The 19,623-nt window shown below is 61.9% G+C and carries 20 protein-coding genes and 1 tRNA gene; 11 read left to right on the plus strand and 10 right to left on the minus strand.

Features of this window, described 5'->3' with window-relative positions:
- Positions 1 to 87 precede the first annotated feature (87 nt).
- From ACTJKT_RS21560 to ACTJKT_RS21585, 6 genes are all read right to left on the minus strand, one after another.
- The gene (locus ACTJKT_RS21560) at positions 88 to 1,608 is read right to left on the minus strand and encodes an FAD-dependent monooxygenase (RefSeq protein WP_440788484.1); all 1,521 of its coding nucleotides are present in this window, start codon (positions 1,606 to 1,608) and stop codon (positions 88 to 90) included.
- 113 nt (positions 1,609 to 1,721) lie between these two features.
- Positions 1,722 to 2,558 carry a putative phage abortive infection protein gene (locus tag ACTJKT_RS21565; protein ID WP_440788485.1) on the minus strand — a complete coding sequence of 279 codons (837 nt, stop codon included), beginning with the start codon at positions 2,556 to 2,558 and terminating at the stop codon, positions 1,722 to 1,724.
- Between the two features lie 25 nt (positions 2,559 to 2,583).
- Positions 2,584 to 3,165 (minus strand): Swt1 family HEPN domain-containing protein, encoded by a 582-nt coding sequence (locus ACTJKT_RS21570; protein ID WP_440788486.1) that lies wholly within the window; start codon positions 3,163 to 3,165, stop codon positions 2,584 to 2,586.
- Entirely contained in the window at positions 3,162 to 3,779 is a 618-nt protein-coding gene (locus ACTJKT_RS21575) for a DUF5343 domain-containing protein (RefSeq protein ID WP_440788487.1), read from the minus strand. Before ACTJKT_RS21575 ends, ACTJKT_RS21570 begins: the two co-directional genes overlap by 4 nt.
- Positions 3,780 to 3,856: 77 nt before the next feature.
- Positions 3,857 to 4,471: a LysE family translocator gene (locus ACTJKT_RS21580; RefSeq protein WP_440788488.1), complete on the minus strand. Its 615-nt coding sequence runs from the start codon at positions 4,469 to 4,471 to the stop codon at positions 3,857 to 3,859.
- A 33-nt stretch (positions 4,472 to 4,504) separates the two neighbouring features.
- On the minus strand, positions 4,505 to 4,873 hold the full coding sequence (locus tag ACTJKT_RS21585; RefSeq protein ID WP_440788489.1) for a VOC family protein: 369 nt from the start codon (positions 4,871 to 4,873) through the stop codon (positions 4,505 to 4,507).
- Positions 4,874 to 5,059: 186 nt separating this feature from the next.
- On the opposite strand from ACTJKT_RS21585, the gene ACTJKT_RS21590 reads away from it, so the two are divergent.
- The gene (locus ACTJKT_RS21590) at positions 5,060 to 6,157 is read left to right on the plus strand and encodes a DUF1615 domain-containing protein (protein ID WP_440788490.1); all 1,098 of its coding nucleotides are present in this window, start codon (positions 5,060 to 5,062) and stop codon (positions 6,155 to 6,157) included.
- A 112-nt stretch (positions 6,158 to 6,269) separates the two neighbouring features.
- Here the strand turns inward: ACTJKT_RS21590 and ACTJKT_RS21595 are convergent, their stop codons facing one another.
- From ACTJKT_RS21595 to ACTJKT_RS21605, 3 genes are all read right to left on the minus strand, one after another.
- Positions 6,270 to 6,749, minus strand: a complete 480-nt coding sequence (locus ACTJKT_RS21595; protein WP_440788514.1) for a phage infection protein — start codon at positions 6,747 to 6,749, stop codon at positions 6,270 to 6,272.
- A 308-nt stretch (positions 6,750 to 7,057) separates the two neighbouring features.
- The gene (locus tag ACTJKT_RS21600; RefSeq protein ID WP_440788491.1) at positions 7,058 to 7,846 is read right to left on the minus strand and encodes a DUF4349 domain-containing protein; all 789 of its coding nucleotides are present in this window, start codon (positions 7,844 to 7,846) and stop codon (positions 7,058 to 7,060) included.
- Between the two features lie 41 nt (positions 7,847 to 7,887).
- Complete coding sequence (locus ACTJKT_RS21605; RefSeq protein ID WP_440788492.1) at positions 7,888 to 8,310, minus strand: NUDIX hydrolase; 423 nt, start codon at positions 8,308 to 8,310, stop codon at positions 7,888 to 7,890.
- Between the two features lie 151 nt (positions 8,311 to 8,461).
- On the opposite strand from ACTJKT_RS21605, the gene ACTJKT_RS21610 reads away from it, so the two are divergent.
- Positions 8,462 to 8,875 (plus strand): PaaI family thioesterase, encoded by a 414-nt coding sequence (locus ACTJKT_RS21610; protein WP_440788493.1) that lies wholly within the window; start codon positions 8,462 to 8,464, stop codon positions 8,873 to 8,875.
- A 169-nt stretch (positions 8,876 to 9,044) separates the two neighbouring features.
- Here ACTJKT_RS21610 and rtcR read toward each other — a convergent pair whose 3' ends face one another.
- Positions 9,045 to 10,652, minus strand: coding sequence for an RNA repair transcriptional activator RtcR (gene rtcR, locus ACTJKT_RS21615; protein ID WP_440788494.1), 1,608 nt, complete (start codon positions 10,650 to 10,652; stop codon positions 9,045 to 9,047).
- A gap of 203 nt (positions 10,653 to 10,855) precedes the next feature.
- On the opposite strand from rtcR, the gene ACTJKT_RS21620 reads away from it, so the two are divergent.
- The 9 genes from ACTJKT_RS21620 to ACTJKT_RS21660 all read left to right on the plus strand — a co-directional run bounded on the left by ACTJKT_RS21620 (position 10,856) and on the right by ACTJKT_RS21660 (position 19,610).
- Positions 10,856 to 12,406 carry a vWA domain-containing protein gene (locus tag ACTJKT_RS21620; RefSeq protein WP_440788496.1) on the plus strand — a complete coding sequence of 517 codons (1,551 nt, stop codon included), beginning with the start codon at positions 10,856 to 10,858 and terminating at the stop codon, positions 12,404 to 12,406.
- A 433-nt stretch (positions 12,407 to 12,839) separates the two neighbouring features.
- Positions 12,840 to 12,976, plus strand: a tRNA-OTHER gene (locus ACTJKT_RS21625).
- Between the two features lie 124 nt (positions 12,977 to 13,100).
- Positions 13,101 to 14,327 carry an RtcB family protein gene (locus ACTJKT_RS21630; protein ID WP_440788497.1) on the plus strand — a complete coding sequence of 409 codons (1,227 nt, stop codon included), beginning with the start codon at positions 13,101 to 13,103 and terminating at the stop codon, positions 14,325 to 14,327.
- A 4-nt stretch (positions 14,328 to 14,331) separates the two neighbouring features.
- Positions 14,332 to 15,675 (plus strand): PBS lyase, encoded by a 1,344-nt coding sequence (locus tag ACTJKT_RS21635; protein ID WP_440788498.1) that lies wholly within the window; start codon positions 14,332 to 14,334, stop codon positions 15,673 to 15,675.
- A gap of 68 nt (positions 15,676 to 15,743) precedes the next feature.
- Positions 15,744 to 16,532, plus strand: a complete 789-nt coding sequence (locus tag ACTJKT_RS21640) for a nucleotidyltransferase domain-containing protein (protein ID WP_440788499.1) — start codon at positions 15,744 to 15,746, stop codon at positions 16,530 to 16,532.
- An 8-nt stretch (positions 16,533 to 16,540) separates the two neighbouring features.
- The gene (gene rtcA / locus ACTJKT_RS21645; RefSeq protein ID WP_440788501.1) at positions 16,541 to 17,572 is read left to right on the plus strand and encodes an RNA 3'-terminal phosphate cyclase; all 1,032 of its coding nucleotides are present in this window, start codon (positions 16,541 to 16,543) and stop codon (positions 17,570 to 17,572) included.
- A 41-nt stretch (positions 17,573 to 17,613) separates the two neighbouring features.
- Positions 17,614 to 18,528, plus strand: coding sequence for a hypothetical protein (locus tag ACTJKT_RS21650; protein ID WP_440788502.1), 915 nt, complete (start codon positions 17,614 to 17,616; stop codon positions 18,526 to 18,528).
- Between the two features lie 43 nt (positions 18,529 to 18,571).
- Positions 18,572 to 19,201 (plus strand): glutathione S-transferase family protein, encoded by a 630-nt coding sequence (locus tag ACTJKT_RS21655; RefSeq protein WP_440788503.1) that lies wholly within the window; start codon positions 18,572 to 18,574, stop codon positions 19,199 to 19,201.
- Positions 19,202 to 19,316: 115 nt separating this feature from the next.
- Positions 19,317 to 19,610 (plus strand): DUF3144 domain-containing protein, encoded by a 294-nt coding sequence (locus ACTJKT_RS21660; protein WP_053278432.1) that lies wholly within the window; start codon positions 19,317 to 19,319, stop codon positions 19,608 to 19,610.
- Positions 19,611 to 19,623 lie beyond the last annotated feature (13 nt).

Here is a 19,623-nt window from a genome sequence, read left to right on the forward strand (position 1 = left end):
CCCGCGATGACGTCAGTCCGTACACCACAAAAATCCCTGCCTGCGAGCTTCTAACCGCCAACCAGTCGACCGCGGTTGCAACGCTACTCACAACGCAATCTTGCGCTCCTCGAAATACCGCTCCATGACCTTCGGGTCCGCCGATTTTTCCGCCAGCGCCACGTAAGTGTCCGGCCGCAGCAGGTAGAAGCCGTTGCGCGCCAGGCCGGCGGCCTGGTGCGCCGGTTCCCAGTCGAACACCCTCAGCGGCAGTTGCCGTTCGGCACACCAGGCGCGCAGGGCGTCGCTGGTGACGCCGTACACATGCACCTGCCACCCCAGGTGGTCGAGGCTGGCGAAGTTGTCGGTGACGGCGCCGTGGGCCCAGGGCAGGCGATCGCCGCCGTGGACATGCCCAGCGCTGCCGCAGCTCAGGGGCATGTCGCGGTAGTTGAGGGTGATCTGCGACACCGTGCGGAACAGGAACTCGCGCGCCGCTTCCACCGCCGTCACCTTGGGAATCAGCAGCGGTGCCAGGCGGGTGCGCAGCAGGTTGGCGATCGGCCCGTCGGCGGTGATGAAGCTGAACACCCGGTCGGTGGTGGCCACCAGGCGCCGGGCGAATTCGATGCGTTCGAATTCATAGGTCGCCAACAGGTGTTCCTCGGCCTTGCCGCTGAGCACCGCGGCGAGTTTCCAGGCCAGGTTGATGGCGTCGCCGATCCCGGTGTTCATGCCCTGGCCGCCGGCCGGGCTGTGCACATGGGCGGCATCGCCGAGGAGGAAGGCGCGGCCGCTGAAGAAGCGCTCGGCGACCCGGTGATGCACGCGGTAGGTGGAGAACCAGTTGACCCGGTCGACCTGGACCTTGAGGCTGTCCATGGCGCGCCGGCTGACGTCCTCGAACTTCAGGGTTTCCGCCTGTTCGGCGCGCTCGTCGCGCACCGTGCCGATCAGCCGTGCCCGGCCTTCGCCGGCCAGCGGAAAGACCGCGAGGAAATCCGCCTCGTCGAGGTCGGCGTGCAGCTCGCCATTGAGCGCCGGGCCCTGGGCGTCGACATCCGCCACATAAAACACCTGCTGATAGGTGCCGCCGGGAAAGTCGATGCCCAGGGTCTTGCGCACCGTCGAGCGGGCGCCGTCGCAGCCGGCCAGGTAGAAGGCCTGGCAGGTTTCCTCCTGGCCGTCGGCGCCGCGCAGCTGGGCGCTGACCAGGTGGCCGTGGTCGGTGAAGCTCAGCAGTTCGGTCTGGCGCTCGACCCTCACGCCGAAACGCTCCAGGCGCTCGATCAGCAATTGTTCGTGCTGGTCCTGCGGGTAGATTTCCAGGAAGGGGTAGGGCGTCAGGTCCGCGCCGATGCTGCTCAGGGGCAGGTGGGCGGCCTGTTCGCCCTTGACCCACAAGTTGACGGCCGGCACCCGATGGCCCTGGTCGAGGATGGCCTGGGTCAGGTCCAGCTGGCGGTACAGCTCAAGGGTCCGGGCCTGCACCGCCAGGGCCCGGGAGGTGGTGCCCGGGCCGGCGGTCAGGTCGAGGATGCGCACCTTGACCCCCTGGCGGCTCAGCCACAGCGCCAGAACCAGGCCGGTGGGGCCGGCGCCAATGATCAGTACGTCGCTGCGGTTCATAGTTATATCTCTCTTTTAAGAGCGAACCTAGTATTGATATGTGATTTTCGAAGTGTAGATCCTATGGCCAATTAAGGTGAGCTACTGCAAGGCAATTAGGGAGCTGGATTTATTTAAAGAGCTGCGACTGGGTATCTTCCTCCAAAGGCAATGGGCGTGTATTGGTGGATGAGCGACTCCGGTGGGAGGGTCGTTCTTGGAATGGTTTTTAGTAATGAAAATTTTTCAACTAAAGGCTTGAATTTTTCAATTCCGTATTCGGATAGGCAATTGTAAAACAATAACATTAGTTCTGCGCTTGAAAGTTGTGCTCGAACTATGTTTGTATAAAATTTTTTATCTATGTTTTCGGTGTTGTTTATGAGTTTTATTATGTTGTAGAGAAGTCTGAAGTAATGGCCTAGCTCGTGTTCGTGAGTGATGAAGTATAGTGCGTATGTGGTTTTGTATTCTGTGGTTTTGTTTTGCTTATTTAGTTCGTGTTCAAGTCTTTTTAGGAATATTTTGAAGCAGTCTCGTCCTTTGGTGGTTTTTTTATCTGACACTAGATCTATAGATAGGATTATGTCGTTGTGTAGTTTTAGTAGCTGAAAGAAAGAGGTTTCAAAATTTTGTTTTTCTAAGGTTTGATTTTGTTTTATTAGAGCGTCGGCAGAGTTTTTTAGCTCTTTGGATGAGAGTCGCAGTTCTTTGACCTGTAGGCTAAAGGTTGCTAGTAGGGCTAGCAATGCTAAGAAACTAAATGTTGGATTTAGAACTCCTCCCAGGAAGTCTCCGAATTGTCCCCAATGCTCTGGGTTTGATGATAGAGGTCCCTTGAAATTTATCAAGTATGTTGATATGGATACTAGTGCTATTAGTATTCCAAAGTACGCAAGTCGATTAAGCCGAGTAAGGTGTTGGCTTGCTTCATCTAATTCGTTTTTTGTCGAAGGTTGATAATTGCTCATGGGTTTGTTGCCTAGTAGTGATTTTTTAGAGGCCTACGACTCTATTCCAGTCTGATATATACATGTACATTCTTTGGAATTCACTTGGAAGTAGCATTCTGTTATGGGCGATAAAATTTCGGGATTTCTCCAGTTCATCCATTCTTTGCTTTAGCCAGTGCTGTGATGGGATTATTGATTCGAAGTGTACCCACTTGTTTAGTATTATTTGGGCGAGGTGACCAAAGTCCAAAAAGCCTAATAGGTCGGTTTTTTCTCCTTCGAGCCAAGAGTCTTGTTGAGCTGTCTGCTGTCGGTTTTCTGCATGAGATTTTATTTTTAAAGGTATTTTGTTTACCCAGTCTATACCTTCACTTTCCTCTAGAGTTTCCCTGATAAAGTCACGGACATGGTTCTCGAATGAGAATAAAACAGCATATAATCGTGCCATTTCTAGTGCATTGTTTCTTAGGCTTACTGGGAAGGCTTGGAGAGCTTCTGCTAGTAAGCGCTCCTCTGTTTCGGATTGGTCGGCACCTACTTTTATTCCTGCCCTTTGAAATGTAGATGCTTCTGCCTCAAATAGCAGTCCTCTAAACATAAAATCTCTAAGGTCTTTATATTTCAAAATAAATGCTCCTTCAGAGATTTGAATATTGCGTTGTAAACCTCGATATCTTTTGTCGCCGGTAAATGGACTTGGATATTGTAGTGGAGTCCTGGGACTTTAAAGTGCTGTGGTTTTGCTATGGTGTCCTGTTTTGTATCTGAAGAAGACTCACTATCTTCGTCAAGATTTGAGGCTTTTTTTGTTTGAGGTCTGCTCTTGGTGTCTGCTAGTTCTAAAAGGGCCATGAATGTACGGCGCATATTTACAGCTACATTGTCACTGGCGTTATGGTAGCTTTTAAATTTTCCTTCAATTAGAGAGCTGTCTGCTGCCGTAGGGTTTTCCTTTATGAGGAAAATATCCCCATATGCCTCTTTGAGAGCTTCTCCCATGATTGATTTAGATTGCGAGTGGTCGCGATAATCCTTGTATCTAGATGTTGGTTGGCCGTCAGGTGTTAAAAAGCCGAGGGCCTTTAGTAGAGGGATGTAAGCTCTATGTTTGTTTGATTTGAATCCGATATCTATTAAGAATTGATGAGTGAACTGTGGTGGGGCTTGCCCGTCACGTATTTTATTGAAAAACTCTCCGAGTTTTCCATATGCTTCTGTATATGCATTCGTTAATGCCATGTTCAGTCCTTGTATGTTTTTTGGGGGCTTTTATTTTGTAGACCTGATGTTGATTGAGTTCTAGTTCGTAACTGTGTTTATCGCTGGGCGAACGCCAGGTTCAGGCCCAGGGCGGCGAAGCTGGCGGCAAAGCTGCGGCGCAGCCAGTTCTGCACCTGGGGCGATTCGATCACCGCCTGGCGGAACAGGTTGGCCAGCAGGCCGTAGACCACGAACACGGCGAAGGTCATGGCCATGAACACGCCGCTCAGGCCGAGCATCTGCATGGCCGGCGAGGGGCCGTCGTGGCTGATGAACTGCGGCAGGAAGGCCAGGAAGAAAATCGTCAGCTTGGGGTTGAGGATGTTCAGCAGGCAGGCCTTGAGCACCAGGCCGCCGGCGCTGGCGGCAGGAGCGCTGGTGTCCACGGCGAAGGCCGAGCGGTCGCGCCAGGTGGCGTAGGCCAGGTACAGCAGGTAGGCGGCTCCGGCGAACTTCAGGCCCTGGAAGGCCAGCGCACTGGTGTGCAGGATCGCCGACAGGCCCAGCACCGAGGCCAGCAGGTGCGGGACTATCCCAGCGGTGCAGCCGATGGCGGTGAACAGGCTGGCGCGCTTGCCGGCCACCAGCGCCGTGGAAATGGTCAGGATCACGCCGCTGCCGGGGATCAGCACGACGATCAGCGAGGTCACGAGAAAATCCAGTGAAAGCATGGCGCAGGGAACTCCAGGGCAGGTGACGGGGGCTCAGGTCTGGCTGAAGACTTCCAGCAGGTGGCCGTCGGGGTCATCAAAATACACCCGGCGACCGCCTTCATGGCGGTTGATTTCATTGGGGCGCTGCTTGCCCGGGTCGGCCCAGAACGCCAGGCCGCGCTGGCGGATGCGTTGCAGTATCGGTTCGAAGTCGTCGGCGGCGACGAGAAAGGCATAGTGCTGGGAGGCGATGGGCGGGTCGTTGTCGTAGTAATCCAGGGACACGCCGTTATCCAGCTGCACCACCAGCATCGGGCCGAAGGGCGTTGGCGGCGGCAGGCCAAGCAGTTGCACGAGAAAATCCGCCGACCCTTGCTTGTCGCGGCACCAGACGATGGTGTGGTTGAGTTGCACGCTCATGATGGGCCCCGCGTGTTGTTTTTCTGTGGGCGATGAGGTTTCAGATTAGGTGAAATTCGCCGTCGGTCACGGGGAATGCTCAAATGGCCTGTCGCTGGCACGGAACAGCGCGGCGCCTTGAGGGTCGATATCCGCGGCGACGCGCTTCCCTCGGGCGCGGGCCACCTTCGGAATTACTGGGAAGCCATGTCTATCAAACCTCTGCATTCACTTCGCTGGGCCGCTGTCGCGGCCTCGCTGGCCCTGGCCGGCTGTGCCGGTCAGCTCGGTTCAAAGGCGCCGGCGCCAAGCCCGGCCCAGGTCCAGGCCCAGGTGGCGCGCCTGCTGCCGGCCAAGGTCGCCGATCGCCAGGGCTGGGCCCGGGATATCCAGGTGGCCTTTACCGCCCAGGGCATCGAGCCGAGCAAGAGCAACCTCTGCGCGGTGCTGGCAGTGGCCGAGCAGGAATCCACCTATCAGGTCGATCCGCCGGTGCCGGGGCTGGGCAAGATCGCCCGCAGCGAAATCGACCGCCGCGCGGCCAAGGTGCATGTACCGTCGATGCTGGTGAGCGCGGCGCTGCAGGTGAGTTCGCCGAACGGCAAATCCTATAGCGATCGTCTGGCCGGGGCGCGCACGGAGAAGGAACTGAGCACGATCTTCGACGACTTCATCGGCAGCGTGCCCATGGGCAAGACCCTGTTCGGCGGTTTCAACCCGGTGCACACCGGCGGGCCGATGCAGGTCAGCATCGACTTCGCCGAGCAGCAGGCGCGCAATTACCCCTACAGCGTCGACGGCTCGATCCGTCGCGAGGTGTTCAGCCGGCGTGGCGGCATGTACTTCGGCATTGCCCACTTGCTCGGTTACCCGGTGAATTACCCGCAGCCGCTGTACCGCTTCGCCGATTTCAACGCCGGCTGGTACGCCAGCCGCAATGCCGCGTTCCAGAACGCCCTGAGCGTGGCCTCGGGGATTTCCCTGGCGCTGGACGGCGACCTGATCCGCTACGACTCGATCATGCCCGGCAGCACCGAGCTGGCGGTGCGCGCCCTGGGCAAATCCCTGGACATGCGCAACCCGACCATTCGCAACCAGCTGGAGAAGGGCAACAGCCTCGAATTCGAGGACACCCAGCTGTACAAGCGGGTATTCGCCTTGGCCGATCAGGCCCAGGGCAAGGCCTTGCCGCGTCAGGTCTTGCCGGGGATCCAGCTGAAGAGCCCGAAGATCACCCGCAAGCTGACCACCGCCTGGTTCGCCAAGCGGGTGGATGAGCGTTATCAGCGGTGCATGGCGAGGTGAGCAGGGCGGTGAGCGGGGTGATGGCGATCGATCGGGGAATCCCGGTGCCCTGAAATGAAAAAAGCCCGGCTGGTAAGGCCGGGCTTTTTTTCGAGTACTGCGGACCAAGCAATCATACGGTGCGGCGCTCGATCAGACGGTCGGAACCACCTTCGGCTACGCGGCGTTCGATCAGACGATCAGAGCCACCTTCGGCAACGCGACGTTCGATCAGACGGTCAGCACCACCTTCAGCTATACGGCGTTCGATCAGACGATCAGAGCCACCTTCGGCTACACGGCGCTCCAGCAGACGATCGGAACCACCTTCGGCAACGCGACGTTCGATCAGACGGTCAGCACCACCTTCGGCAACGCGGCGTTCGATCAGACGGTCAGAGCCACCTTCAGCTACACGGCGTTCGATCAGACGGTCGGAACCACCTTCGGCAACGCGGCGTTCGATCAAGCGATCGGAACCACCTTCGGCGACACGTTTTTCAATCAGGCGATCCGAGCCGCCTTCGGCGACCACCGGGTAGGCCGAGGACGCGGCAAAAGCGTTTGCTGCAAGAACCGAGAAAGCGATGCTGAGAAGAATTTGGCGTTTCATGGTGGTGTGCTCCGGGGTGTTGTTTGGTTGGTATGGAGCAGATGTTACGCGGCGGATTTTTTTTGAGAATTTCATTGGGTCGATGGTGACCATCGACGCCAGTGATAGCGACGGGATGCCCTGAAATAGAGCCCTGCATCGAGTTTTTCGGGGGTGGGCCGCGGCGCGGATCGCGAGCAAGCTCGCTCCTACAGGTAGTNGCGAGCTTGCTCGCGATAAAAATCCCGGGCCCCAGCCGTTGCCAAACGCCACCATCAAAAAGCCCGGCACATCAGGCCGGGCTTTTTATCGGGTTGCGCTCCATCGACTCAACGACGGCGCACGAACCGGCGCCACAGCCAGACCCAGATCATCACCAGCGGGAAGGCCAGGATCAGGAACGGCAGCACGTAGCTGCCTTTCTCCAGGGCTTCGGCGGTGCCGTAGGCGAGGTTGTCCAGCAGATTGTCGAAGGCCTGTTGCAGGGTCGAGCCGCGCTGGCTGCTGTCGGTGGGTACGAAGTTCAGGGTCAGGCGGTTGGTGTCGAGCCGGCGCTGGTGCCCGGCGGCGGCCTGGGCCAGGGCTTGCAGGTCGTTCTCGATGCTCGCCTGTTCCTTGCTCAGGGCGATCAGGTCGCTGACGGTGATGTCCTTGCGCGCCGCCAGCTGGTCGAGGCGTTGCTGCTGGGCCTTGAGCCGTTCCTGCTGGCGCTGCACGTCGGCCACGGCGTCGGCCAGGTCTTCGGCGCTGGTGATGCGCTCGCCGATTTCGGCGCCCTGGGCGGCCAGCGCCACTATCGGTTCGACACCGTCGGGCACGATGCGCAGGACCACCTGGGCGTGATACTGGCCTTGTTGCAGGCGCAGGATATTGCAGGCGCCGAACTTGGCGTTTTCGCAGGCTTCGCGGGTGGCGGCCAGGCGCGGCGCGATCTGCGCCGAGGGCAGCGACAGGCTCAGCTCATGTTCGTAGGCCAGTTGCGCGCCGGCCTTGCCCTGAGCGCCGCCGACCGCCACCGAGGACGAATGATCGCTGGGGGAACAGGCCGTCAGCAGGCTGCTGAGCAGGATGCAGGCAAGGGTGCCTGGGCGATGGGTTTTGCGGTCCTGGCGGTACATGGTTTTTCCTTGATGTGGGCAGGCAGTGTTGTGTAGCGGAGTCAGAGCAGGTCGAGCAGGCCTTGTGGATAGACGTTGAGGCGCTTGTCGCGGATCAGCTGCAGGCTGACCCAGCGCACCGCGAACCTGTGGCCGCTGGTTTCGACCCCCTCGAGTTCGGTCGCGGCGTAAAAGCGCGGATCGACAAACCGCGCTTCATGGATAAAGACGATTTCATGGCCGGGTGTTCCGTCGAACACGAACAGATTCTCCAGCACTCCCAGCAGCTCGATGCCCTGGACCTCGGCGCCGATTTCTTCCAGCACTTCGCGTTTGGCGGCGGTGGCTGATGTCTCGCCAAAGTGGATGCCGCCACCGACAGGCATCAGGTAGTGCTCGTTCTTGCCCGGGTCGAAACCTTCGGCAAGCAGCAGGTGTTCGCCTTGGCGGAAGACGCACACGGATTTGGCTCGGATGCTTTGCATGGCAGCTCGGTCCTTCTGAGTTGCGGGGTGATGGTGCGACTTATCGCGACAGATTTGCCGCACTGATCTCGATAGTCGCGCAGCGGATTGTGGATTACACCTTGAGTTCGCCGCGTTCTGCGGCCGCCAATCATACAGGCAAGGTGATGCCATGACTGATTTTCCATTACCTGAAGGCTACGTCCCGCTAACGCGCAGCAGCCCGCTGCTGGAGCTGATCGGCCCGGTGTATTGCCGTGGCAGCGGCTTGCAGCTGGAGATCGGCCTGCGCGCCGACAGCCGTCACGCCAACGGGCGTGGCACCGTGCACGGCGGCATCCTCGCCACCCTGGCCGATATCGGCATGGGCTACGCCATGGCTTTTGCCAGCGATCCGCCGCTGCCGCTGATCACCGCCAGCATGCACCTGGACTACCTCGGCGCGGTGCAGGTCGGCGAGTGGATCGACGTGCGCCTGGAGCACTCCAAGCGCGGCCGGCAGATGGCCTTTGCCACCGTCACCCTGCAGGTCGGCGAGCGGGTGGTGGCCAGGGCCAATGCGGTGTTCGCGGTGCCGGGTGGCTGAGGGCAGGTCAAGTGTGTGGGGCGCTTTTGCGAGCGCTTCGCGCTCGATCGCAGGCTTCGCCAGCGGCTACCGGGGAAGCGATCTGTGCCGCTGGCGGAAGGGGCAATGGGCTTGTGTAGCCGCTGCCGTAGGCTGCGCACGAGCGCGCAGCGCTCGCAGGCAAGCCCCCTTAGTCCGCTGGTGCAACTATCTGCTTCCAGTCCAGGCCGAAGCGCGCCAGGTACTTGCGCAGGCGGTCGGCGTCATTGGGCTGGGCCTTGGTCTGGCGGGACACGCCAAACAGCTTGCGTCCGGCATCGGACAGGCTGTCGGCCTGGCGACAGACCTCGATCACCGCCTGCAATTGCAGGCGGTCGAACAGGTCGAGTTCGGCCGTGTCGCCCAGCAGGCTGGCCAAGGGATCCTGCTCCTGGCCCAGGCCCCAGGCATAACCTAGCCGCTCGATTTCTTCCTCGGCCTGGGCTTCGTCGATGCGCCCGCTGTCGGCCAGGGTCGCCATGCGGGTGATGGACGCCGACAGCTCGCGGAAGTTGCCCAGCCATGCCGCTTCGCTGGAGCTGGCAAAGGCCAGGTAGCGCCGCCGCGCCTCGAGGTTGAAGCGCACCAGGCGCCCTTGTTCCCGGGCGTGGCGTTCCAGTTCGAAATCGATGTTCGGCTCGATGTCCTCGCGCCGCCCGGCCAGCCCCGGCAGGTTGAAGGTCCAGAGGTTGATCCGCGCATACAGGTCTTCGCGGAACAGGCCCTGGGCCACCCGACCGCGCAGGTCGCGGTGGGTGCCGGCGATGATCAGGAAGTCGCTGTCCACTTCCTTGTCCGAGCCCATGGGGAAGAAGCGTTTCTCCTCGATGGCCTTGAGCAGCATCGCCTGTTCGTCGAGCCCCAGTTCGCCGATCTCGTCGAGAAACAGCATGCCGCCATCCGCCGCCCGCAACAGGCCATCGCGGGCGTTCTGGGCGCCGGTGAAGGCGCCCTTGATATGCCCGAACAGGGCCGACATGGCGCCGTCGCCGCGCAGGGTGGCGCAGTTGACCTCGACAAAGCGCCCCTGGACCTGATGCCGGCCGCGCTTGAGCTCATAGATGCGCCGGGCGAGGAACGACTTGCCGGCACCGGTGGGGCCGATCAGCAGCATCGGTGCCTTGGAGCGCAGGGCCACGCGCTCGATCTGTTCGATGGAGCGGTTGAACGCGGCGTTGCGGGTGGCGATCCCGGACTTGAGGAAGGCCAGGCCCTCCAGGCGCTTGCCGGCGAAGCGCGAGGCGATGCGGTCGTAGCGCGACAGGTCGAGGTCGATCAGGGCGTGGGTGCCGGTGGCGTGCTGCTCCGGGTCGCGGCGCCGCGCCGGGGAGGTCTGGATCAGCCGCGCCGGTAGGTAGCGCGCCTCGGTCAGCAGGAACCAGCAGATCTGCGCCACGTGGGTCCCGGTGGTGATGTGCACCAGGTAGTCCTCGCGCTCGGTGTCGAAAGGGTAGGCGCTGGTGAAGTCGTGCAGGGCGCCGTACACCTCTTCGAAATCCCAGGGGTTCTTCAGGCCCATGGGATGCAGGCGCACCTCGGTTTCCGGCGAAACCTGGCGGATGTCGTTGGCCACCCGCTCGGCCAGGCTGACGTCCCGGGCGTCGATGCCGTGGATCAGTTCCAGGCGGTGGATCAGCACGTCCTGCTGCTGGCACAGGCCGACGCTGGGGCGCCAGTGGCTCCAGCGGTTGGCGCCCTTGCCGACGCGATCGAGTGTGGAACCGACAAAACCTATGGCGACCTTGGGCTTGTCCGACATATTTATACCTGAAGATAAAATGCGATAAACAAAGATATAAAATTATCAGGGCCTTTGTCTCGAAGACTCATTCAGAAAAATCATTTAAAAATAAAATCGTTATAAATCAATTAGTTAAAAAATAATTCGCAAAAGAAAACAAAATTGGCACAGCGGCTGCTGTCTCTCTGGCAACGAACAAGACAACAGAGCGAGACGCCAAGATGGCCAACTTCCAGCTGTTCAACACCCAACAGGCAAAAGCGCCAGCGAGCGACACCCTGAACGCTGCCCAGGCCCCGGCCTATGCCTACAACGCCAGGCACCGTCTGGCCCAACTGGCGGTGACCGGTTGCCTGAACTCGACCTTCTACACCTCGCCCGAAGGTCAGCTGGAAGCGGTGCTGCAGCTGGTGAACGAAGTCGACAGCCGTTTCGTCGCCCAGGCCGCGCGTTACGCTCGGCAACAGGGTCATATGAAAGACATGCCGGCCTTGCTGCTGGCGGCGCTGACCGCGCAACGCTCGGCCCTGGTGCCGGAGCTGTTCGCCCAGGTGGTGGACAACGGCAAGATGCTGCGCAACTTCGTGCAGATCCTGCGCAGCGGGGCGACCGGGCGTAAATCCCTGGGTTCGCAGCCCAAGCGCCTGGTGCAGAACTGGTTGAACAGCGCCACCGAACGCCAGCTGTTGCAGGCTGCGGTGGGCAACCAGCCGTCGCTGGCGGACGTGGTCAAGATGGTTCACCCCAAGCCAAGCGAGGCCTGGCGCGCAGCCTTCTTCGCCTGGTTGATCGGCAAGCCGGTGGATGTGCAGGCGCTGCCCGAGCTGACCCGCGCCTTGCTGGCCTTTCGCAGCGGTGCGACCACAGCGGTGCCGCAAGTGCCGTTCCAGTTGCTTGGCAACGAAACCCTGAGCCGCGAGCAATGGGCCGAACAGGCGCACAATATGGGTTGGCAGGGGCTGCGCATGAACCTCAACACCCTGGCCCGCCATGGCGCGTTCCAGGTGCCGGGTTGCACCGAGTATGTGGCGGCGCGGTTGGCGGATGCCGCCGAAGTCGCCAAGGCGCGGGTCTACCCGTACCAGTTGCTGGCGGCCTATCGCATGGCTGGCGCCGAGGTGCCGCAGCCGGTGCGCGAGGCGTTGCAGGATGCCCTGGAGCTGTCCCTGGCCAATGTGCCGGCGTTGTCGGGCAATGTGGTGGTATGCCCGGATGTCTCGGGGTCGATGCACAGCCCGGTCACCGGTTATCGCCAGGGCGCCACCACGGCGGTGCGTTGCATCGATGTGGCGGCGCTGGTGGCGGCAGCGGTGTTGCGCAAGCAGCCGGCGGCGCGGGTCATGCCGTTCGAGGTCGGGGTGGTGGATATCCGCCTCAACCCGCGGGACAGCGTGATGAGCAACGCGCAGAAACTGGCGGCCATCGGCGGTGGCGGGACCAACTGCTCGGCTCCTCTGGCACAGTTGGCCAACGCCAAGTGCAAGGTGGACACCCTGATCCTGGTCTCGGACAACGAGTCGTGGATCGATGCGCGGCGCCATGGGGCGACTGAAACCCTGCGCCAGTGGGAGCGGATCAAGGCCATCAACCCGCAGGCGCGGCTGGTGTGCATCGATATGCAGCCCGGGGCCACCACCCAGGCGCCGGACCGCGAGGACATCCTCAACGTCGGCGGCTTCAGTGACGCGGTGTTCGACGTGATCCAGCAGTTCACCGCGGGCAACTACGGTGCGCAGCACTGGGTCGAGGCGATCGAGGCGATGGCGCCCTGATCGGCAAGACATGAGATAAACCCTGCGCCGCTCACCCGGCGCACGCCGAAGAATTTTTATTCATCGGCCCTGAATGCCGCTGTGACTACATTCCAAGACGTCTCAGCAAATCTTGTCAGGGCCTGTGAAGGCACGAATGCCAGTGGCTGTACATCATGGTTAGGCCGGTTCGATTCCGGCGATCAGTCACTACTTTTGTCGTGCCACCTTTTTTGCAGTTTCAGCGACGAATGCTGATGGAACTACATCCCAGATTCGTGATGCGGGTTCGAGTCCCGCCGGTGCCTGAAAAGGCGCCGTAGTTCAAAGGTCAGAACACGAGTGCAGTGTTTCATCGACCCTTGTCGTCGCAGGTTTTTCTCCCGCCCGAGCGGGATGGCAGCGAATGCCACAGGTACTACATCGTGTCGCGGGTTCGAGCCCCGCCAGCCGCAAGGCTGTAGCTCAGTCGGTAGAGCGCATGTGCCTGTTCCCTTGTCGCTGCCCGCAGGCCCGGCCTGCACCGATTGACCCGGCGAATGCCGGTGGAACTACAGGACAGCGTGGTCGCGGGTTCGATTCCCGCCAACCGCAAGGGGCTAGCTCAGTGGCAGAGCGCGCTGCATGTTCCGCCTTCACTGGTCGCCGTTTTATGCCGGACCACCGGCCACCGAACAAGGCTGGATTTTCAGCCACAGAAAAAAGAGTCGAGAACATGGAACACAAGACCTACCAACTGCTGGAAGTCGCCAACGGCAAGCCGATCAAGATGTGGACCGAGGGCGTGCCCGTGGAAAACGAAGCCCGCCAGCAATTGATGAACACCGCGAAGATGCCGTTCATCTTCAAGCACCTGGCGGTGATGCCGGATGTGCACCTGGGCAAGGGCTCGACCATCGGCAGCGTGATCCCCACCCTGGGCGCGATCATCCCGGCGGCGGTCGGGGTGGATATCGGTTGCGGCATGATCGCCGCCCGCACCTCGCTGACCGCTGCCGACCTGCCGGATAACCTGCACGGTTTGCGCAGCGCCATCGAACAGGCGGTGCCCCACGGCCGCACCTCGCCGCGCAGTGGGCGCGACAAGGGTGCCTGGGACGACGTGCCGCGCCAGGCCGACCACGCCTGGGCGGCCTTGCAGCCACGCTTCAAGGCGATCACCGACAAGTACCCGGCGCTGGCCAACAGCAACAACCGCCAGCACCTGGGCACCCTCGGCGGCGGCAACCACTTCATCGAGGTCTGCCTGGATGAGGCCAACCGGGTCTGGTTCATGCTGCACAGTGGTTCACGCGGGGTCGGCAACGCGATTGGCAACCTGTTTATCCAGATGGCTCAGGCGGATATGCGTCAGCACATCGCCGATCTGCCACACCGGGATCTGGCGTATTTCCAAGAGGGCAGCCGGCACTTCGACGATTACGTCGAAGCCGTGGGTTGGGCCCAGGATTTCGCTCGTCAGAACCGTGAACTGATGATGCAGGCGGTGATCCAGGCCACCCGCCAGGTGATCCGCAAACCTTTCGAAGTGGCGCTGGAGGCCGTGAACTGCCACCACAACTACGTGCAGAAGGAGCGTCATTTCGGTGAAGAGGTGCTGGTGACCCGCAAGGGCGCGGTGTCGGCGAAGAAGGGCGAGCTGGGGATCATCCCGGGATCGATGGGCGCCAAGAGCTTCATCGTTCGCGGGCTGGGCAACGAGGAGGCGTTCTGCTCCTGCAGCCACGGGGCCGGGCGCACCATGAGCCGCACCAAGGCCAAGAACACCTTCACCCTGGCCGACCAGATCCGCGCCACTGCCCATGTGGAGTGCCGCAAGGACGAAGCGGTGATCGATGAAATCCCGATGGCCTACAAGGACATCGACCAAGTCATGCACGCCCAGCGCGAGCTGGTGGAAGTGCTGCACACCCTGCGTCAGGTGGTGTGCGTCAAGGGGTAGAGAAATGCACGACAGGGAAGCAGTGGTACAGGTCCCGCCCAGCTGGCATGACCAGCTGAGCGACTATGAGGCCCGCCGGGTGCGGGAAGTGTTGGAGGCACAAGACGCGCACAGCGCCTGGCTGGAACTGAGCCGTTTCGGCAACGGTTTCGTGCGGCAGGCGGCGGTGCGCGGGTTGTCCGCGCAGCCATCGGCCGAGGCCTTGGCGGCGCTGTTGGAACGCCTCAACGATTGGGTGCCCCAGGTTCGCCAGGAAGCGGTTGCGGCGGTCGAGCTTTACCTGGTGCCAGAGCGCGCCGGCTTGCTGTTACAGGCCCTGGTGCCGCTGCTGGCCCTGGCCGACAAACAGCGGGCGGACCATGGCGCCACCCTGGAACAGGCACGTGCGGTGTTGCTGCTGGCCCAGGTACGGCCCGAGGTGGAAAGCGCCTTTGGCCGATGTCGGGGCAAGGCCGCGCGCTTTGTCTTCGAGCTGTTGCTGGAGGGCGTGGAGGACCGCTCAGCGTTGCTGGCGATCGCCCTGGGCCACAGCGAGGTCAGCGTCCGGCAGAGGGCGGTGGATGCCTGTGCCGGGTTGCCGGCAGAACAGGCGGTACCGTTGCTGGAACAGGTGATGCGCCGCTGCGGCGCCAGTGTCCGGGTCAAGGCGTTGCGGCTGTTGCTGCCGTTGCTGGCCGACCCGGGCGCGCATCTGCGCCAGGCCTTGCTGGACCCTTCGGGAGCCCTGCGTTGCCTGGCCCACTGGGCGGCGCCGCGCCACCGGCTCGACTCGCGGGAGGTATTGCTGGCCCGGCTGCTCGAGCCGGCACCGCTGAGCAAGCGCGAGTGGCTGGGCCTGCTGGGGCTGGCCAAGGAGCTGCGGGAGCCACAGGCCGACGCCATGCTGCAACAGGCCCTGGCCTCCAAGGCGCTGACCGTGCGCCTGCTGGCCCTGCAAACCCTCGGCGAGCGTGGCCTGGCCCAGCAGCTGGCGGCCCTGGACGATCCATCGGACAAGGTCTTCAACTGCGCCCTCGGCCTGTTGCGCGAGCAGCCCTGGGCGGCGTTCGAGGAGGCCCTGGAGCAGCGTCTGGACCAGCATTGGCATGCGCTGCCGAAGGCGCGTCGCTGGGCCTTGCTGGGGCTCAAGCCGGGCTGGCGCCAGTTGCAATACCTGCTGCATCGCCTGGACCAGGCGGGCAGCGAGGCGGCTTATTGGCGCGAGGCCCTGGCCCGTTGGTGCGATGCCCGCTACGCGATGTTCGACCCGGTAACCCCCAAGCCACAGCGAGAAGCACTGGCGCAGCGGTTGCAGGCGATGGAGGAGGCCGGTGAAGTGCCTCGGGGATCGCTCAAGCGCCTGCTGTGAACGAAGCAGGGCGATCGGGCCAGCGCGAGAAGCGGCTGGCGATCGCCGATTGAACAGGACAAGGAACCATGGAACTTCATGAGCGTTACCCGCTGAGCAGCGCCATGCGCGAACGGGTACTGGATGAGCTGGCGCGGATCGAGCGCGAGCGCAATGTGCGGGTGCTGTATGCCTGCGAATCGGGCAGTCGGGCCTGGGGCTTTGCCTCCACTGACAGCGATTACGACGTGCGTTTCGTCTATGTGGAGAAGCCCGAGTGGTTCATCCAGGTGGACGCCGGGCGGGACGTGATCGAGCGGCCGCTGGACGACGAGCTGGACATCAGCGGCTGGGAACTGCGCAAGACCCTGGGGTTGCTGCGCAAGTCCAACCCGACCCTGCTGGAGTGGCTGGATTCGCCCCTGGTGTATCGCAGCGAGCCGGCGGCAACCGCACGCCTGCGCGAGCTGGCGGAGGCCTTCTACAGTCCGCCGGCGGCACGCAATCATTACCTGTCGATGGCCAGGAAGAACTTTCGCGGTTACCTGCAAGGCGACAGCGTGCGGTTCAAGAAGTACTTCTACGTGCTCCGGCCGTTGCTGGCGGTGCGCTGGATCGATCAGGGGCGCGACCGACCGCCGATGACCTTCGCCGACCTGCTGAGCACCCTCGATCACCGGCCCCTGCTGGACGAAGTGGATGAGTTGCTGGCCTTGAAACGCAGCGCCGACGAGGCCGCTTACGGGCCCAGGCGCCCGGCGCTGCACGCCTTTATCGCGGCTGAACTGGAACGCCCGGTGCCCAAGCTGGCGCGCACCCATCAAGACAACGCTTTGCTGGACGACTACTTGCGAGACACTGTCCGGCGTTATGCCTGAGGAATGTAATGAAACAGGATGTTATCGAGCTGGACGGCGCCATCGGCGGCGGCCAGGTCCTGCGCAGCGCCCTGAGCCTGTCGATGCTCACCGGCAAGACCCTGCGCATCCACAACATACGGGCCCGGCGCGCTCGCCCGGGGCTGCTGCGCCAGCACCTGACCGCGGTGCTGGCGGCGGCGCAGGTCTGCGCGGCCAGGGTCTTGGGCGTCGAGCTGGGTTCCCGAGCGTTGACCTTCGAGCCGGGGCCGATTCGCGGTGGCGACTACCGCTTCGCCATCGGCACTGCCGGCAGCTGCACCCTGGTGTTGCAGACCCTGCTGCCGGCCCTGTTGCAGGCCCCGCAGCCCAGCCGCGTGCGCATCAGCGGCGGCACCCACAACCCGCTGGCGCCGCCGGTGGACTTCCTCCAGCAGGCCTGGCTGCCGCAACTGCGGCGCATGGGCGGGCAGGTGGAGTTGCAGCTGCTGCGCCATGGCTTCGTTCCCGCCGGCGGCGGCGAGCTGGAGGCTTTTATCCAGCCCTCGACCCTGCAACCCCTGTACCTGGAACAGCGTGGCGAACTGCTCGGGCGCCGGGCCTGGGCCCTGAGCGCCGGCCTGCCGGAGCATGTGGCGGAACGCGAATTGCGCCGGGTCGGCACTCGCCTGGAGCTGCTTCGGGAACACCTGAACCCGGTGCGGCTGGATGAGCAATGCGGCCCGGGCAACGTGCTGTTGCTGGAGTTCGTCTGCGAGCACCTGACCGAGCTGTTCAGCGGGTTTGGCCAGAACAGCCTGCGGGCCGAAAGCGTGGCCGATCGGGCCATCGACCAGGCCCGGGACTGGCTGGATTCCGGCGCCGCGGTGGCCGAGCACCTGGCCGATCAACTGCTGCTGCCCATGGCCCTGGCCGGTGGCGGGAGCTTCAGCACCCCGCGCATGACCGAGCACCTGCAAAGCAATATCCGGGTGATCGAGGCGTTTTTGCCGGTGCGTATCGAGTGTTCGACGAGTGCTCACGGAGTGCTGCGCGTCGAGGTTCTACCTCAGCGTCATTGAACGAAATGTCTGCGCTGGCGGACCACTGAAGAGCGTATTTGATGAATTTCACTGAAGTCTTTTTGCAGAAAAAACTGCGCCTTACCGAACAGTTGTTGCAGGGGTTCGATATTGCCAATGACCTGGCGGTTTACCGGCAGAAAACCACGATCAAGGACGGGATGTCGCATAGCTATGTCGATGCGGTCCGCTATCACCCCTCATTGGTCCGCAAGTCGCTGGACAGCCATGAGCATCTTTCGATGTTCCCCGTGGTCTTCGACTACCTGGACCTGATGGTCGACCAGCAGTACGGGACGAGCGACAAGTTGTTCCATGAAAAGCTGAATATTTTCCGCCGCAAGAACCGGCAGCCCGATCCGTTGCTCAGGCATATCGAGATCATGGTTTTCGATTACGCGATTACGGTTCGCAACAAGCTTGTCCATCACAAGACCCGGTTTTCCTCTTGCGGCAAGTTCTTGCAGGTAAAGGCCGGGATGCGCCTGGAGATCGAACGCTTCGGGCTGCTTAATCGACTGATCTATTTCCTGGTGCGGCGCATGCAGGCTCCCGAGCCGCTGAACCTTTATCAACGGGCGCTGCTGGTGAGTGCTTATCGTGCGATATTCGGGCATCTGGATAACAAGCTGGATGGGCTGGTCGCCAGCGGCCCAGGGTTACCCTCGATGAATATCAAGCGGCCCCGTTATCTGTTCGATATGGCCCAGGAGAACATTGCCGAGGATGTGGTGATATTCGATAAGTTGGCACTCTTCCCGGACCCCACCGGTTATCCCGACCACCAAGCCTTCCTCAAGGCGCATCCGGACCCCGAGCGCAAGATCTTGTATGGCAATTACACCTATCTTCTGAGCTACCGTGGGACAGTTCTGCGAGTGCCGGCCGAGGCTATCAATCAGCATCCGAACTATCGCCTCGCGGACTTCCAGCATTGGAAGGAACGAGCCACGTAAGTAACCCGTCAGACGCAAGGCCCAGTCAAGCGAGGGGATGGTCATGTATCAACTTTATGGGACACAAGGCTCCGGCTCGGCCATCGTCGAGATCGCCCTGGAGTGTTGCCAGGTGCCGTACCGCATCGTCGAAGCCTCGTCCTGGGCGCCGTCGCCCGGGGCCGACGAACTGGAGCGGCTCAATCCGCTGAAACAGATCCCGACCCTGCAACTGCCGGACGGCAGCATCCTCTCCGAGAGCGCGGCGATCCTGATCGAGCTGGGCTTGCGTTATCCGCGCTCGGCGCTGCTGCCCGAGGATGAGGGCGCTCGGGCGCAGGCGATTCGCGGGCTGGTGTTTATCGCCGCCAATTGCTACTCGGCGATCGGCGTGATCGATTACCCGGAGCGCTGGCTGCAGGGTGCCGATGAGGCGCTGAAGGAGCGGGTGCGGGATGTGGCCCGGGAGCGCCTGCACCGCAACTGGGAGGTGTTCGCCGATCAGTTCGCCACCCAGCTGTACGCCAGCGGTTCACCCCTGGCGGCCCTGGATTTCCAGGCGGCGGTGGTGTCGCGCTGGTCCGGCACGCGCGAGCATCTGCGGCGCGAGCGGCCCGAGTTCTGCGCGCTGCTGGAGCGCATCGAGCGCCATCCGCAGGTGGCGCAGGTGCTGGCGCGGCACTGGCCGGGCTGAGTACGGCAAGGCGCGAGGCAGCAAAAGCCGTCGATGGTTGAGCGCGAGGCTCTTATACTCGCCGGCTTTCTTTAATGCCTACTACTCACCGCCTATTACTCAAGAGGAACGCCCCTTGGCCAACGAATCGGATCAGGACTTCTACAACCGCGCCGATGCCATCATCGAACTGGCAAACACCCATATCAGCGACAGCAGCCGCGGCAAGGCCAGTGCCTCGCTGATGTATGCCAACTCGCGGTTTGCCGCCTGGGTCAGCGCCTGCGGTTGCCGCAACGCCGAAGAACTGGCGGCGGCCAAGCAGCAGGCGGTGGATTATTTCGTCGAGGAATTCCGCCTGATGATGGAAGAGAACCTCACTGACTACATCGAGAATTTCAGCCTCTACATGACCCCTCAGGACAGCTGAAAAGCATCGCGGG

Source organism: Pseudomonas sp. 22526 (assembly GCF_052044735.1).
Classification (GTDB): Bacteria; Pseudomonadota; Gammaproteobacteria; order Pseudomonadales; family Pseudomonadaceae; genus Aquipseudomonas; species Aquipseudomonas piscium.

Excerpts from the sequence above, each read along its gene's own strand:
- ACTJKT_RS21605 (WP_440788492.1), bottom strand. The coding sequence starts at position 8,310 with ATGCAAAGCATCCGAGCCAAATCCGTGTGCGTCTTCCGCCAAGGCGAA.
- ACTJKT_RS21650 (WP_440788502.1), top strand. The coding sequence starts at position 17,614 with ATGAATTTCACTGAAGTCTTTTTGCAGAAAAAACTGCGCCTTACCGAA.
- ACTJKT_RS21585 (WP_440788489.1), bottom strand. The coding sequence starts at position 4,873 with ATGAGCGTGCAACTCAACCACACCATCGTCTGGTGCCGCGACAAGCAA.
- ACTJKT_RS21620 (WP_440788496.1), top strand. The coding sequence starts at position 10,856 with ATGGCCAACTTCCAGCTGTTCAACACCCAACAGGCAAAAGCGCCAGCG.
- ACTJKT_RS21560 (WP_440788484.1), bottom strand. The coding sequence starts at position 1,608 with ATGAACCGCAGCGACGTACTGATCATTGGCGCCGGCCCCACCGGCCTG.
- ACTJKT_RS21565 (WP_440788485.1), bottom strand. The coding sequence starts at position 2,558 with ATGAGCAATTATCAACCTTCGACAAAAAACGAATTAGATGAAGCAAGC.
- ACTJKT_RS21590 (WP_440788490.1), top strand. The coding sequence starts at position 5,060 with ATGTCTATCAAACCTCTGCATTCACTTCGCTGGGCCGCTGTCGCGGCC.
- ACTJKT_RS21635 (WP_440788498.1), top strand. The coding sequence starts at position 14,332 with ATGCACGACAGGGAAGCAGTGGTACAGGTCCCGCCCAGCTGGCATGAC.
- rtcR (WP_440788494.1), bottom strand. The coding sequence starts at position 10,652 with ATGTCGGACAAGCCCAAGGTCGCCATAGGTTTTGTCGGTTCCACACTC.
- ACTJKT_RS21575 (WP_440788487.1), bottom strand. The coding sequence starts at position 3,779 with ATGGCATTAACGAATGCATATACAGAAGCATATGGAAAACTCGGAGAG.
- ACTJKT_RS21630 (WP_440788497.1), top strand. The coding sequence starts at position 13,101 with ATGGAACACAAGACCTACCAACTGCTGGAAGTCGCCAACGGCAAGCCG.
- ACTJKT_RS21580 (WP_440788488.1), bottom strand. The coding sequence starts at position 4,471 with ATGCTTTCACTGGATTTTCTCGTGACCTCGCTGATCGTCGTGCTGATC.
- rtcA (WP_440788501.1), top strand. The coding sequence starts at position 16,541 with ATGAAACAGGATGTTATCGAGCTGGACGGCGCCATCGGCGGCGGCCAG.
- ACTJKT_RS21640 (WP_440788499.1), top strand. The coding sequence starts at position 15,744 with ATGGAACTTCATGAGCGTTACCCGCTGAGCAGCGCCATGCGCGAACGG.
- ACTJKT_RS21610 (WP_440788493.1), top strand. The coding sequence starts at position 8,462 with ATGACTGATTTTCCATTACCTGAAGGCTACGTCCCGCTAACGCGCAGC.
- ACTJKT_RS21595 (WP_440788514.1), bottom strand. The coding sequence starts at position 6,749 with ATGAAACGCCAAATTCTTCTCAGCATCGCTTTCTCGGTTCTTGCAGCA.
- ACTJKT_RS21655 (WP_440788503.1), top strand. The coding sequence starts at position 18,572 with ATGTATCAACTTTATGGGACACAAGGCTCCGGCTCGGCCATCGTCGAG.
- ACTJKT_RS21600 (WP_440788491.1), bottom strand. The coding sequence starts at position 7,846 with ATGTACCGCCAGGACCGCAAAACCCATCGCCCAGGCACCCTTGCCTGC.